This is a genomic window from Pseudomonas sp. P867, from assembly GCF_019891455.1.
Classification (GTDB): domain Bacteria; phylum Pseudomonadota; class Gammaproteobacteria; order Pseudomonadales; family Pseudomonadaceae; genus Aquipseudomonas; species Aquipseudomonas synxantha_A.
Genome location: NZ_JAFLXB010000011.1, coordinates 126002 through 139413 on the forward strand (window position 1 = coordinate 126002; position 13412 = coordinate 139413).

The 13412-nt window shown below is 59.1% G+C and carries 10 protein-coding genes; 6 read left to right on the plus strand and 4 right to left on the minus strand.

The genetic code is table 11. The annotated features are described in order from the left end of the window. The first annotated feature begins 4 nt into the window (after window positions 1–4). The 3 genes from pepN (at window position 5) to J1G33_RS20120 (ending at window position 4922) form a co-directional block, all read left to right on the plus strand. Entirely contained in the window at window positions 5–2662 is a 2658-nt protein-coding gene (gene pepN / locus J1G33_RS20110; protein WP_223018599.1) for an aminopeptidase N, read from the plus strand. Window positions 2663–3155: 493 nt separating this feature from the next. Further along, a complete protein-coding gene (gene zapE, locus J1G33_RS20115; protein ID WP_148853717.1) occupies window positions 3156–4262 on the plus strand; it encodes a cell division protein ZapE in 1107 nt (368 codons plus the stop codon). Window positions 4263–4427: 165 nt separating this feature from the next. After that, window positions 4428–4922 (plus strand): GNAT family N-acetyltransferase, encoded by a 495-nt coding sequence (locus tag J1G33_RS20120; protein ID WP_032875912.1) that lies wholly within the window; start codon window positions 4428–4430, stop codon window positions 4920–4922. A 98-nt stretch (window positions 4923–5020) separates the two neighbouring features. On the opposite strand, the gene J1G33_RS20125 is transcribed toward J1G33_RS20120, so the two are convergent. The 4 genes from J1G33_RS20125 to J1G33_RS20140 form a co-directional block, all read right to left on the minus strand. Then, window positions 5021–5233, minus strand: coding sequence for a hypothetical protein (locus J1G33_RS20125; RefSeq protein ID WP_032875909.1), 213 nt, complete (start codon window positions 5231–5233; stop codon window positions 5021–5023). A 142-nt stretch (window positions 5234–5375) separates the two neighbouring features. Beyond that, window positions 5376–7613, minus strand: a complete 2238-nt coding sequence (locus J1G33_RS20130; RefSeq protein WP_223018600.1) for a TonB-dependent siderophore receptor — start codon at window positions 7611–7613, stop codon at window positions 5376–5378. A gap of 127 nt (window positions 7614–7740) precedes the next feature. Beyond that, window positions 7741–9483: a phosphoethanolamine transferase CptA gene (locus J1G33_RS20135; protein ID WP_103734322.1), complete on the minus strand. Its 1743-nt coding sequence runs from the start codon at window positions 9481–9483 to the stop codon at window positions 7741–7743. A gap of 154 nt (window positions 9484–9637) precedes the next feature. Then, window positions 9638–9814 carry a DUF6026 family protein gene (locus J1G33_RS20140; RefSeq protein WP_179119831.1) on the minus strand — a complete coding sequence of 59 codons (177 nt, stop codon included), beginning with the start codon at window positions 9812–9814 and terminating at the stop codon, window positions 9638–9640. 259 nt (window positions 9815–10073) lie between these two features. On the opposite strand from J1G33_RS20140, the gene gnd reads away from it, so the two are divergent. The 3 genes from gnd to J1G33_RS20155 are packed head-to-tail and all read left to right on the plus strand — an operon-like array spanning window position 10074 to window position 13398. Next, on the plus strand, window positions 10074–11057 hold the full coding sequence (gene gnd / locus J1G33_RS20145) for a phosphogluconate dehydrogenase (NAD(+)-dependent, decarboxylating) (RefSeq protein ID WP_032875901.1): 984 nt from the start codon (window positions 10074–10076) through the stop codon (window positions 11055–11057). Then, complete coding sequence (gene zwf / locus J1G33_RS20150; RefSeq protein ID WP_223018601.1) at window positions 11054–12577, plus strand: glucose-6-phosphate dehydrogenase; 1524 nt, start codon at window positions 11054–11056, stop codon at window positions 12575–12577. The genes gnd and zwf overlap by 4 nt, the downstream gene beginning before the upstream one ends. Continuing rightward, window positions 12574–13398 carry an HAD family hydrolase gene (locus J1G33_RS20155; RefSeq protein WP_148853719.1) on the plus strand — a complete coding sequence of 275 codons (825 nt, stop codon included), beginning with the start codon at window positions 12574–12576 and terminating at the stop codon, window positions 13396–13398. The genes zwf and J1G33_RS20155 overlap by 4 nt, the downstream gene beginning before the upstream one ends. Window positions 13399–13412 lie beyond the last annotated feature (14 nt).

A 13412-nucleotide genomic window follows, 5' to 3' on the forward strand; every position in this document is an offset into this window, starting at 1 on the left:
GAGCATGCGCACCGAACAACCGAAGATGATTTACCTTAAGGACTATCAGGCGCCGGACTACCTGATCGACGAGACGCACCTGACCTTCGAGTTGTTCGAGGACCACAGCCTGGTCCACGCGCAGCTGGTGATGCGCCGCAACCCCGAGCGCGGCGCCGGTTTGCCGCCCTTGGTACTCGACGGCCAGCAACTTGAACTGTTGAGCGTCAACCTGGCCGACCGGCCGCTGACGGACGCTGACTACCAGTTGACCGACAGCCACCTGACCGTGCAGCCAAAGAGTGAGACCTTCACCCTCGACACCACCGTCAAGATCCATCCGGAAACCAACACTGCCCTGGAAGGTTTGTACAAATCCAGCGGTATGTTCTGCACCCAGTGCGAGGCCGAGGGCTTTCGCAAGATCACTTACTACCTCGACCGCCCGGACGTAATGAGCGTGTTCACCACCACGGTGATCGCCGAGCAGCATAGCTACCCGGTGCTGTTGTCCAACGGCAATCCGATTGCCAGTGGCCCTGGCGAAGACGGCCGGCACTGGGCGACCTGGGAAGATCCGTTCAAGAAGCCGGCGTACCTGTTTGCGCTGGTGGCCGGTGACCTGTGGTGCGTCGAAGACAGCTTCACCACCATGACCAATCGCGAAGTCGCGTTGCGCATCTACGTCGAGCCGGAAAACATCGACAAGTGCCAGCACGCCATGACCAGCCTGAAGAAATCCATGCGCTGGGACGAAGAAACCTACGGCCGCGAGTACGACCTGGATATCTTCATGATCGTGGCGGTCAACGATTTCAACATGGGCGCCATGGAGAACAAGGGCCTCAATATCTTCAACTCCAGCGCCGTGCTGGCCCGCGCCGAAACCGCTACCGACGCCGCCCACCAGCGCGTCGAAGCCATCGTCGCCCACGAATACTTCCACAACTGGTCGGGCAACCGCGTGACCTGCCGCGACTGGTTCCAGTTGTCGCTCAAGGAAGGCTTCACCGTGTTCCGTGATTCGGGCTTCTCCGCCGACATGAACTCGGCCACGGTCAAGCGCATTCAGGATGTGGCCTATCTGCGTACGCACCAGTTCGCCGAAGACGCTGGCCCTATGGCCCACGCGGTGCGCCCGGACAGCTTTATCGAGATCTCCAACTTCTACACCCTGACCGTTTACGAAAAGGGCTCGGAAGTAGTCGGCATGATCCACACCTTGCTCGGCGCCGAAGGCTTCCGCAAAGGCAGTGACCTGTACTTCGAACGCCATGACGGTCAGGCCGTGACCTGCGACGACTTTATCAAGGCCATGGAAGACGCCAATGGCGCCGACCTCAGCCAGTTCAAACGCTGGTACAGCCAGGCGGGTACGCCACGCTTGGCGGTGAGCGAGTCCTACGACGCGGCGGCCAGGACCTACAGCCTGACCTTCCGCCAGAGCTGCCCGCCAACGCCGGACAAGGTCGAAAAACTGCCGTTCGTGATCCCGGTGGAATTGGGCCTGCTGGACGGGCAGGGCGCCGCAATCAACTTGCGCCTGGCCGGTGAGGCTACAGCTGCAGGCACCTCACGAGTGATCTCGGTGACTGAAGCCGAGCAGACGTTCACCTTCGTCGATGTCGCTGAAAAGCCGTTGCCTTCGCTGTTGCGTGGGTTTTCGGCGCCGGTGAAATTGAGCTTCCCGTATAACCGCGATCAGTTGATGTTCCTGATGCAGCACGACAGCGACGGCTTCAACCGCTGGGATGCCGGCCAGCAGCTGTCGGTGCAGGTGTTGCAGGAACTGATCGCCCAGCATCAGGCAGGCCAGCCGCTGAAGCTGGACCAGCGCCTGATCGATGCGCTGCGCACGGTATTGAGCGACGAAAGTCTCGACCAGGCCATGGTCGCGGAAATGCTCTCGCTGCCAAGTGAAGCCTACCTGACGGAAATCAGCGAAGTGGCGGATGTGGATGCGATCCACGCGGCCCGTGAATATGCCCGCAAGCAACTGGCCGAGAACCTGTTCGAAGGCTTGTGGCTGCGCTACCAGGCCAATCGTGAGCTGTCCAAGCAAACGCCGTACGTGGCAGAGGCCGAGCACTTTGCCCGCCGTGCCTTGCAGAACATCGCGTTGTCGTACCTGATGCTCAGCGGCAAGCCAGAAGTATTGGCGGCCACCCTGGATCAGTTCGACACCAGCGATAACATGACCGAACGCCTGACGGCCCTTGCGGTGCTGGTGAACTCGCCGTTCGAAGCGGAAAAGGCCCAGGCGCTGGCGGTGTTTGCCGAGAACTTCAAGGACAACCCGTTGGTCATGGACCAGTGGTTCAGTGTTCAGGCCGGCAGCACGTTGCCGGGCGGGCTGGCGCGGGTCAAGGCGTTGATGGAACACCCGGCGTTCACCATCAAGAACCCGAACAAGGTGCGCGCCTTGATCGGCGCATTCGCCGGCCAGAATCTGGTCAACTTCCATGCGGCGGATGGCTCGGGTTATCGCTTCCTGGCGGATCTGGTGATCGAGCTCAACACCTTGAACCCGCAGATCGCCTCGCGCCAACTGGCGCCGCTGACGCGCTGGCGCAAGTATGACAGCGCACGCCAGGCGCTGATGAAGGCGCAGCTGGAGCGCATTCTCGCGTGTGGCGAGCTGTCCAGCGATGTGTATGAGGTGGTCAGCAAGAGCCTGGCGTAACGTTTTCTGCCTGATGTTCCGGGGGCAAAATGTGGGAGCGGGCTTGCTCGCGAAGGCGGCCAGGCAGCCGACACAGTTATACCGAGTACATATCCATTGCTGCGGTAACGGCTGATATTGGTTCCGCTTTTACAGCGGGTCACTTTTGGAAAAGAGCCCGGAATGCCGGCCCAGCCAAAAGTAACCAAAAGGGCTCTTGCCCCACCACTCGGCACCTCGCTTAGGCTCGGTGTGCCCGTAATCCGCCAGTGATTTGGGGGGCCGCCGCCACGCGCCATCCATGGCGCGGGGCGGCTAAACCGGCATCCCTGCCGGTTTACCCCCCAAATCCCTGTCGAATTTCGGCCAGCGTGGTTTAACGGGGCGCCTGAGATCAAAAGCAGATCAAGATCAAGAGCGGCTCGCTTCGCATCGTGGTTACGGTTGGTGACTACAAACCAGGCTCAACGGGGCGTGCCCCCTCTCATATTTAGTCCGCAGAGCAGCATCTGACATGACGTTCGACTCGCCCCTCATTGCCTACCAGCACGCTATCGCCCAGCAAGGCTTCGTCTCCGACGACGCCCAGCGTCGGGCGGTGCAGGCTTTGCAAACCTGTCACGAGGGGTTGCATCAAGGCCATTCGCCAGTTGCCGGGGTCTATCTGTGGGGGCCGGTGGGGCGTGGCAAGACCTGGCTGATGGACCAGTTCCACCAAAGCCTGCGTGTGCCCGCGCGGCGTCAGCATTTTCATCACTTCATGGGGTGGGTGCATCAGCGCTTGTTCCAGCTCACCGGAACCCAGGATCCTTTGCGGGCGCTGGCTCAGGAGCTGAGCCAGGAAGTGCGCGTGCTGTGCTTCGATGAACTGTTTGTCAATGATATCGGCGACGCGATCATCCTCGGGCGGCTGTTCCAGGTGATGTTCGAGCAAGGCGTGGTAATGGTGTGCACCTCCAACCAGCCGCCTGATCAGTTGTATGCCGATGGCTTCAATCGCGAGCGTTTTCTGCCGGGCATCGACGCGCTCCAGCAGCATATGCAAGTGGTGGCGGTGGACGGTGGCGAAGATCATCGCCTGCATCCGGGGGTGGGGCAGCAACGCTATTGGGTGAATCAACCGAATGCACTGGCTGCGGTGTTCAAGCAATTGAGCCAAGGCCAGGCCGTAAGCAGCGGGGCGGTGAGCGTGGGGTACCGCTCCATTGTGGCGGTGCAGGCCAGTGATACAGTGCTCTGGTGTCGTTACGCCGAACTGTGCGAGCAACCCCTGGCCGCGATGGACTTCATGCTGCTGTGCGATCGCTTCGAGGCCATCCTCCTGGGTGAGGTCCCGAACCTCAGCGCCCAACAGCGCCCGGGGCGGATTGCCCGTGGCACCGAGGACGGCGCCGAGCGTGTGATGGCCGGGGACCGCCAATTGCCGCAACTGTCGGTTCATGATGACAGCGTGCGGCGCTTTATCGCCTTGGTGGACGAATGCTACGACCGCAAGGTGCCACTCTTTATCGAGGCCCGGGTGCCCTTGGAGTGCCTGTACACCGAAGGCTACCTGGAGTTTCCATTTCGTCGCACCCTGAGCCGCTTGCAAGAGATGCAACTGCAGCGCTTTGCTGTCTAGGAAAAATCCCCACTCCAGGGGCTTTTGCGCGATTTGATGCGAGCAACCTTCGCAATTTCCGTCAGATATTTGTAGTTAATCTCCTTCATCTACTGCCGACTCCACGCTTACAATCGAGGCTCTCAAAGGGGAACGAATCCCTGGTTGTCGTTATCGAGGAAGGAAATGGACACCCCAGACATCCTGGTGCTGCAAGCCAGCTATACCAACGAGGTGCACGCCAACGCCATCGGCTTGCTGCTCAACCACTATGCGCAAGACCCGATGGGCGGCGGCCACGCCTTGTCAGCCGATCTGTTGCAGCAACTGCCGGCTGAACTGGCCAAGCGTCCTCATGCGTTCAGCGTGCTGGCATTTGTCGGTGGCGAACCGGCAGGGTTGGTCAATTGTTTTGAGGGCTTCTCGACGTTTGCTTGCCGCCCGCTGGTCAACGTTCACGATGTGATGGTGAGGGAACAGTTTCGTGGCTTGGGCTTGAGCCAGAAAATGCTGCAGAAGGTCGAAGAAATCGCCCGCCAGAGGGGCTGCTGCAAGATTACTCTGGAAGTGCTTGAGGGCAATGAACTGGCGCAATCGGCGTATCGCAAGTTCGGGTTCGATGATTCAGTATTTGATCCGAAGTATGGCCATATGTTGTTTTGGAGCAAGTCGCTGTCATAAATGACTGGCGAAAAAAAGGCGCCATTAGATGGCGCCCAATAAACCTTTGCCAACGGAGCGGGATGGCGCAGGGTATTACGGATTAACTAAGCATTAAATCAACTGTTCGGTTGTTCCTGGCTGACGGTATCGACTTTCAACGTCTTCCCGTCGGCAGAGGCCATTCGTTGCTCTGCTGTGCCGTGAGTTTGCTGTTGAATGAAGCTGAAGTTGTCGTAGAACTCCTTCGAACGCTCTGAACCGCCCTCTGCGAAGGCAGCGGCGGAGGTCAGGGTCATCAGGCTGGCAAGCATCAACGTCGAGATTTTCATCGCGGTATTCCCATTAAGAGTGATAGGTGTCTGGCCGTTCCTTGATCAGAATCATGGAGCGACTATGGCGCTATCTTATTAAGTGGGAATTAACTGACAGACACTGCGAAGTTAACGATTTTGTTAACTTCGCAGGGAGCGACTACAGCTTCCAGTCCAATGCAAGCGTGATAGATCGCGGGTCACCCCAATACACACCATTATAAAAGCCGACACGTTCGTAATATTTTTTATCAAATAGATTGTTAACGTTAACCGAGGCGGAAACCTGTTCGTCGAACTGGTAGCGTGACATCAGGTTGACCACGGTGTAACCCTGTTGCGTGATCTTCGCCCGCGTGGTTATCGGCCGACCTTCGCTATTGCGTGCCCCTGTGGGCCGGTTACCGAAATCGTAGATTTCGCTTTGCCAGTTCACCGCGCCACCGACGGTGAGGTTGCGCCATGCGCCCGGCAGGCGATAGGCGCTGGAAACCTTCAACAGGTTCAAGGGCTGGCCCGTATTGGTACGTTTGTCTGAGCCATTAAGCGAGTGGGTGTAGGTGTAGCCGGCGGTCAGGTTCCAGTCCGGCCGGATTTCGCCTGCGGCTTCCAATTCGAAGCCGTTGACCTTGTTACCCTTGCCGCCAGACTTGTAGTACTCCTCGCCAGTGACGGGGTTGGGAGGGACCGAGTCATCGCGCTCTGCAACGTTGTCCTGGGTGCTCCAGAAATAGGCGGCCGCCAGGTTCAGACGTTCATTGAGCAGGCTGCCCTTGAGCCCCACCTCATAATTGCTGCCCACCACCGGTTCCAGGTACTTCTTGTTGACGTCACGCCTGTCTTGCGGCTTGAAGATATCGGTGTAGCTTGCGTAAACGGTGTACTGCGGGGTGATGTCATAGAGCAGCCCGGCGTAGGGCGTCCACATGTCGTTGTGGGTCTGGCGTGTTTTGCCGGCAGCCGTCAGTTGATCATTGTCGTTGTATTCAGGCGTGGCGCTTTCCAGCTCCCAGCTGCCGTAGCGGCTACCCAGCACGGCGTGCAAGCGGTCTGTAAGGCTCAGTCGAGTGGCGAGGTAGCCGGCTTTCTGCTGTTTTTTGCTGTGTTCGCCCTTGAGGTCGGTGACCGTGTCGGCGAACTTGCCGATATCGCCCATGTGCTTCCAATCCTCGATGGGGTAGTAGCTGGCAGGCAGGTCGTTACGCATAAAGGGCGAGACGTCCCGTTGGGCGGCCTCGCCATAGCCCATCATCAACCCGTGTTCGCGGCCCAGCAGGGTGTAGCTGCCGGCCAGGTTGAAGTCGATGGCTTCCATCCGCGACGTACCGCGCATATGACTGGCCCAGGCCGTCATGCCGCTGCGGTCCGCATTGGGAAAACCGGTGCCGCCGTAGTAGACCTTGCCGTCGGTGTCACTTTGGCGATGGGTATAGGCAGCCTTCAAATGCCAGTCGCCGCCGAGCCGATGGTCGAGGGTGGCGAAGGTGGTCTTGTCAGTCAGCGGCCAGGAGCTCCAGTGCGCCGCCATATTGGTGGAGCGAGGCAACCTTGCCTTGCCGCCCTGGCTGTTCCAGTAGGGCACAGTGCCCCAGGAGGTGCCTTGTACCTGTTTGTCCTGGTAATCAAAACCTACAGCCAGCACCGTATCGTCTGAAAGGTCACCTTCGAGAATGCCGTAGCCAACTGCGCGCTGCAGCCCATAGTTATCGCGAAAGGATTTGCTGTCACGGTAGGCCAGGACGCTACGCCCGCGCAGCTTACCGTCGAACGCCAAAGGCCCACCTACGTCGATGTAGCTGTAGTAGTTGTCATGGCTGGCGCCACTCACACCGGTCTGTGCCTGCCATTGGGCAGTAGGGCGCTTGCGCACCATGTTGACGGTGGCCGATGGGTCGCCCGCGCCTGTGGTCAGGCCCGTGGCGCCGCGTACCACTTCGATACGGTCGTAGATGATGGTGTCGGCGTCGGACTTCATGTAGCCGAATGTGTTGAGCATCCCATCAACCTGGAAGTTGTTGATGCCGTAACCGCGGGAGGAGTAGTAGACACGGTCCGAATCGTTATGTTGAACGTTGATGCCGGTGGTCTGGCGCAGCACTTCGGTCAAGGTGTTGAGGTTGAAGTCATCCATCTGCTGGCGTGTGATCACCGAGATCGATTGCGGGGTTTCCTTGATGGAAAGGTTCAGGCGGGTGGCGGTATTCATCGAACCGGTGGTGTAGGCACCGGTGTGCTCGGTGGTGGACCCAAGGCCGTCGGCGCTGATAGTGGTCGCGTCCAGCTCCAGGGCTTTGCTGGAGGCTTGTCCGGGGTCGATTTCAGCCAGCAGATCCGGGCTCAGCGCAAGACTGAACAGACCGAAGGTAATGGTCATGGAACGGGTAAAAGGCGCGAACATTGCGGCAGACTCCTTGTCGTCTTTTAACCCTCCCTGGGTGGGAGGGCATGGTTCAAAGACGAAAGGAGGTGTGGAACTTTAGGCTTAAACGAGAACGATTGTTATCTTTGTGTTGCAGCGCCCCTGATTACTTCGCCACCACTTCGGCGCCATTGGCCTTCTTCGGCTTGATCAGGCTGAAGTCGATCAGGGCCTTCTGCTTGGTTTCGTAAGGGTTGCCGATCAACAAGGGCCGAGGCTTGAAGCTGTCGCTGACCAGGCTCTTGCTGTGGTCCAGTTCGTCAAAACTCAAGCCTGCCATGTCGGCCCAGGTATGGATCAACTGCGAACTGCTGTAAGGCCGTTGCAGGTCGCCGGCGAAACTCCAGTCGTGGCTTTCGCGCCACTTCGGTGAGGCGTAGGCCATGAACGGGATAGTGTACATCGGTGCAGTCGGCTTGCCTTCGTTGCGGCCCAGGGTGTCGTGGCCGGCGGAGTCGAACACGTCTTCGCCGTGGTCCGAGAGGTACAGCAAAAAGCCGTTGGGGTCGGTCTTGGCGTAGTCCTTGATCAGGCTGGAGACCACGAAGTCGTTGTACAGCACTGCGTTGTCATAGCTGTTGTAAGTCGGCAACTGCGCGTCGCTGACACCGGCCGGCACGCCCTGGCGGTCGGTGAACTTGTCGAACGTCGGCGGGTAACGGTACTGGTAGCTCATGTGAGTACCCAGCAGGTGCACCACGATGAACTTGCGCTCGGCGGTATCGGCCAGGGCCTTGGAAAAAGGCGCCAGCACATCGCCGTCGTACTGGCGGGCGTTCTGGTTGCGGTTGTTGTTCAGGTACACCTGCTCGTCGGCCTGTTCGGAAAAGGTCGTGAGCATGGTGTTGCGCTTGGTCATGGTCTGCTGGTTGGTGATCCAGAAGGTCTTGTAGCCGGCCTGTTTCATCACGCTGACAATCGACGGCGTCTTGAGGTACAGGTCCGGGTTTTCTTCATCGGCAAAGGTCAGCACCTGTTGCAGCGCTTCAATGGTATAGGGGCGAGGGGTGATGACGTTATCGAACACGGCCAGTTGGTCGCGCAGCTTGTCCAGTTCCGGCGTGGTGTTGCGCGGATAACCGTACAGGCTCATGCGCTGGCGGTTGGTGGACTCGCCGATTACCAGTACCAGCGTGGACGGCTGGCCGGCCATGCTGTCCTTGAGGTTCTTCAATGGCGGGATCTGGCTGGCGCTGTTGAGCATGCCCTGCATATTGTCCAGCTGTTCGGTGTAGCGACGGTAGGCGACGATCATCTGCCAAGGCACGGCAGGCTCGATACGGGTTTCGAAACGATCAATGGCCAATTCCATGGTTTCGCTGGTGGCGATTTGCTTGACCAGCGGGTAGCCCACAACCGCCAGGACAATGGCGATGGCCGCCACGATCGACTGGCCGCGAGGCAGGTACACCGGGCGCAGGCGCGTCCAGAGGAAGATAGCGAAGGCGGTGTGGGCTATGAACGCCAACACAATCCACCAGGCAAAATATTGGGTCGCGTATTCGCCCGCTTCGGAGATGTTCGACTCGAACATGATGAAGATGACGCTCTGGGAGAACTCCTGCTGGTAAATGAAGAAGTAACCCAGGCTGGCCATGGAGCAGGCCCACAACACCACACCGATCAAGGCGGCAAGCAGGCGTGTCTTGCGCGGGAACAGCAACATCGGCGCCAGCCATAGTGCACTCATGAAGAATGCCTGGCGGAAACCACTGAAGCCGGACGTGCCGGTCAGTTGGATAAGAAGCTGGGTAATACCCGAGAAATACCAGAAAAACAGGAATAGCCAACCAAGGCCGGCCCAATCAAAGCCTTTCGCAGTCGTCGTGCTGCGTTTGAACATCGCCATCCAGCGCCCCATCAGTCAATGATCGTCGCGCAGAGTCGCGCGACATCGGGCCGCTCAGAACGTGAGCGGCATCGCGGGCGGGAGTATCAGGATAAGTGTGTGAAAACTTTGTGAGTTTTCCGTAGGTATTGCCTTACAAACTGACCAGGTGCGTTCAGCAGAGCGCCGGCTTGGCCTGGGATTGCAGTTCGAGCTGGGCTTGAAGGTGTGAACGCAGACGCAGGACTTCCTGTTGCAACTGATCGCGCTCGTCCTTCAACTGGCGCAATTCATCGCGACGGATGCTGACGTAGAGGGTCTGTGGCGGGCGGGTCATCTGTGCTGTGCTCATTGCTTACCTCGCAAATAGCCGGTAGATCGCGCTGCTCAAACAGGGTTTGGGCAACAGTCGGAAGCAAGTTTGAATTCTTTTTTGCAGCAAGGGAACTTTTTTATTTTTGGCGGTCGTGTGACTTTTCAGGCGGTGATGGTGAAACGATGGCAACTTTTTTGTCATGAAACTACACGGATCTGCTCTGGACTAACCCTCATTAGCCTCATTGCGCTATAAACTATGTCACACATTTTTTAGAAGTTAGGAGCATCAGCACATGCAACTGGGGATTATCGGACTAGGCCGCATGGGCGGTAACATTGCGCGGCGCCTGATGCTCAATGGGCATACCACCGTTGTATACGACCGTAACGAAGCCTTCGTCAAAGCCTTGAGCGAGGAGGGCGCCACTGGCGTCGCCGACTTGAATGCCCTGGTGGCTGGCCTGCAAAAGCCCCGTGCGGTCTGGGTAATGTTGCCGGCGGGCGCGCCCACCGAAGACACCATCAATGCCTTGAGCGAGCTGCTCGAAGACGGCGATGTGATCATCGACGGCGGCAATACCAACTACAAGGATGATGTACGTCGCGGCAAGGCCCTGGCTGAAAAGGGCCTGCACTACGTTGACGTCGGCACTTCCGGCGGCGTCTGGGGCCTGGAGCGTGGCTATTGCATGATGATCGGCGGCGACGTCGAGACCGTGCAGCGCCTGGACCCGATCTTCAAGAGCCTGGCCCCTGGCCTTGGCAATATCCCGCGCACCAAGGACCGTTCGGCCGCAGCCGACCCACGCGCCGAGCACGGTTATATCCATGCAGGCCCGGCGGGTTCCGGTCACTTCGTCAAGATGATCCACAACGGCATTGAATACGGAATGATGCAGGCGTTCGCCGAAGGTTTTGACATCCTCAAGACCAAGAACTCGGAAAACCTGCCGGAGGATCAGCGCTTTGACCTCAACGTTGCCGATATCGCCGAAGTCTGGCGCCGTGGCAGCGTGGTGTCGTCGTGGCTGCTGGACTTGACCGCCGACGCCCTGGCCACCGACCCGAAACTCGATGGTTACTCCGGTTCCGTAGCGGACAGCGGCGAAGGCCGTTGGACCATCGAAGCGGCCATGGAACAAGCGGTGCCGGTACCGGTGCTGTCGACGTCGCTGTTTGCGCGTTTCCGCTCCCGCCAGCAGAGCACCTACGGCGACAAAATGCTGTCTGCCATGCGCTTCGGCTTTGGCGGCCATGTGGAGACCTCCAAAAAATGACCGCCAACGGCAAGAAACCCAAGGCCGAACCTGCTCCACCTACCACGTTGTTTCTGTTTGGCGCCCATGGCGACCTGGTCAAGCGCCTGCTCATGCCGGCGCTGTACAACCTGAGCCGCGACGGGTTGCTGGGCGATGGCCTGCGTATTGTCGGCGTTGATCACAACGCCATCAGCGACGCAGACTTCGCCAAGAAGCTTGAGGATTTCATTCGCACCGAAGCCGCCAGCAAGGTCAGGGGCAATGCTGAACATGCCCTGGACCCTGCGCTGTGGGCGCAACTGGCCAAGGGCATCAGCTATGTCGAGGGCGACTTCCTAGACGACGGCACCTACGCGGATATTGCGCAGAAGATCGCCGACAGCGGCACCGGCAACGCCGTGTTCTACCTCGCCACTGCGCCGCGCTTCTTCAGTGAAGTGGTGCAGCGCCTGGGCAGTGCCGGTTTGTTGAATGAAACGGACGATGGCTTTCGGCGTGTGGTTATCGAGAAGCCGTTCGGCTCCGACCTGGCCACCGCCGAGGCGCTGAACGCGTGCCTGCTCAAGGTGATGAGCGAGAAGCAGATCTACCGCATCGACCATTACCTGGGCAAGGAGACGGTGCAGAATATTCTGGTCAGCCGCTTCTCCAACGTGCTGTTCGAAGCGTTCTGGAACAACCATTACATCGATCACGTGCAAATCACCGCGGCTGAAACCGTCGGCGTTGAAACCCGAGGTAACTTTTTCGAAAAAACCGGCACACTGCGCGACATGGTGCCCAACCATCTGTTCCAGCTACTGGCGATGGTCGCCATGGAACCGCCGGCAGCCTTTGGTGCCGATGCGGTGCGCGGTGAGAAAGCCAAGGTGGTGGGTGCGATCCGTCCCTGGTCGCTGGAAGATGCGCGGGCCAACTCCGTGCGTGGTCAGTACACCGCTGGCGAAATCGCTGGCAAGCCATTGCCCGGTTATCGCGAAGAAGCCAACGTCGCACCCGACAGCAGCACCGAGACCTTCGTTGCGCTCAAAGTGATGATTGATAACTGGCGTTGGGTCGGTGTGCCGTTTTACTTGCGAACCGGCAAGCGCATGAGCATCCGCGACACCGAGATCGTGATCTGCTTCAAGCAGGCGCCTTATGCGCAATTTCGCGATACCGAAGTCGATGAGCTCAAGCCCACTTACTTGAAAATCCAGATCCAGCCGAACGAAGGCATGTGGTTCGACCTGCTGGCCAAGAAGCCTGGGCCGACTCTGGAGATGGCCAATATCGAGTTGGGTTTTGACTACAAGGACTTCTTCGAGATGCAGCCCTCGACAGGTTACGAAACCCTGATCTACGACTGTTTGACCGGCGATCAGACGTTGTTCCAGCGTGCCGACAACATCGAGAACGGTTGGCGCGCCGTGCAGCCGTTCCTGGATGCATGGAAGGAAGACGACGGTATCCAGGCCTACAAGGCTGGCGAAGATGGCCCGGTGGCAGCGGGTGCGTTACTCGCTCGTGACGGCCGCACCTGGCACAGCCTCGGATGAGTGACGTAACGATTCATCCCATCCGCTTTGTCCTCAGTGATGTAGACGGGACGCTGTTGCACCCCGACCACAGCCTCAGCCAGCGTACCGCCGATGCAATTGGTGCGATGCGTGAAGCCGGGGTGCTGTTCAGCCTCGCCAGCGGGCGTCCGCCCAAGGCCATGCTGCATTTGATCGAGACGTTTGGCATCGATGTGCCGGTGGCCGGTTTCAACGGCGGCACGCTGGTCAACCCGGATGGCAGCATCCTGGTGGCTCACCATTTGCCGGCAGAAGCGGCACTGGTCACGCTGGCGCTGTTTTCTGCCGAGCCGGATGTAGAAGTGTGGGTGTTTGCCGACGGCGATTGGCTGCGCCGCGACCCGCCAGGGCCAATGATGCAGCGCGAAGCTGATGGCCTGGGCTATGGCCCGGTGGTCGTGGAGAGTTTCGAGCCCTACCTGGACCGGGTCGACAAGATTGTCGCGGCCAGTAACAACACGCAGTTGCTGGTGGAGTTGGAAGCGCAGTTGCAGCCCAAGGTACAAGGTTTGGCTCAGGTATCGCGTTCGCAGCCGGTGTATCTGGACGTGACCGCAATGCTGGCTAACAAAGGCGAAGCCTTGAAAACCCTGGCTGAGCACCTTGGCGTGCCGCTGAACCGGACCGCCGCCATCGGCGACGGCGGCAACGATCCGGCGATGTTTCACGTGGCTGGGTTGTCGATTGCCATGGGCCAGGCCGAAGAAACCGTCAAGCGTCAGGCCAATGTGGTGACCGGCAGCAACGTCGAGGACGGGGCTGCCGAGGCATTCGAGCGGTTTATTCTCGCGGCACGCTAAGTACTTGAAGTGTT

Bases quoted from the DNA above. Each gene is read 5' to 3' on its own strand.
- pepN (WP_223018599.1), top strand. From the start codon at position 5: ATGCGCACCGAACAACCGAAGATGATTTACCTTAAGGACTATCAGGCG.
- zapE (WP_148853717.1), top strand. From the start codon at position 3,156: ATGACGTTCGACTCGCCCCTCATTGCCTACCAGCACGCTATCGCCCAG.
- J1G33_RS20120 (WP_032875912.1), top strand. From the start codon at position 4,428: ATGGACACCCCAGACATCCTGGTGCTGCAAGCCAGCTATACCAACGAG.
- J1G33_RS20125 (WP_032875909.1), bottom strand. From the start codon at position 5,233: ATGAAAATCTCGACGTTGATGCTTGCCAGCCTGATGACCCTGACCTCC.
- J1G33_RS20130 (WP_223018600.1), bottom strand. From the start codon at position 7,613: ATGTTCGCGCCTTTTACCCGTTCCATGACCATTACCTTCGGTCTGTTC.
- J1G33_RS20135 (WP_103734322.1), bottom strand. From the start codon at position 9,483: ATGGCGATGTTCAAACGCAGCACGACGACTGCGAAAGGCTTTGATTGG.
- J1G33_RS20140 (WP_179119831.1), bottom strand. From the start codon at position 9,814: ATGAGCACAGCACAGATGACCCGCCCGCCACAGACCCTCTACGTCAGC.
- gnd (WP_032875901.1), top strand. From the start codon at position 10,074: ATGCAACTGGGGATTATCGGACTAGGCCGCATGGGCGGTAACATTGCG.
- zwf (WP_223018601.1), top strand. From the start codon at position 11,054: ATGACCGCCAACGGCAAGAAACCCAAGGCCGAACCTGCTCCACCTACC.
- J1G33_RS20155 (WP_148853719.1), top strand. From the start codon at position 12,574: ATGAGTGACGTAACGATTCATCCCATCCGCTTTGTCCTCAGTGATGTA.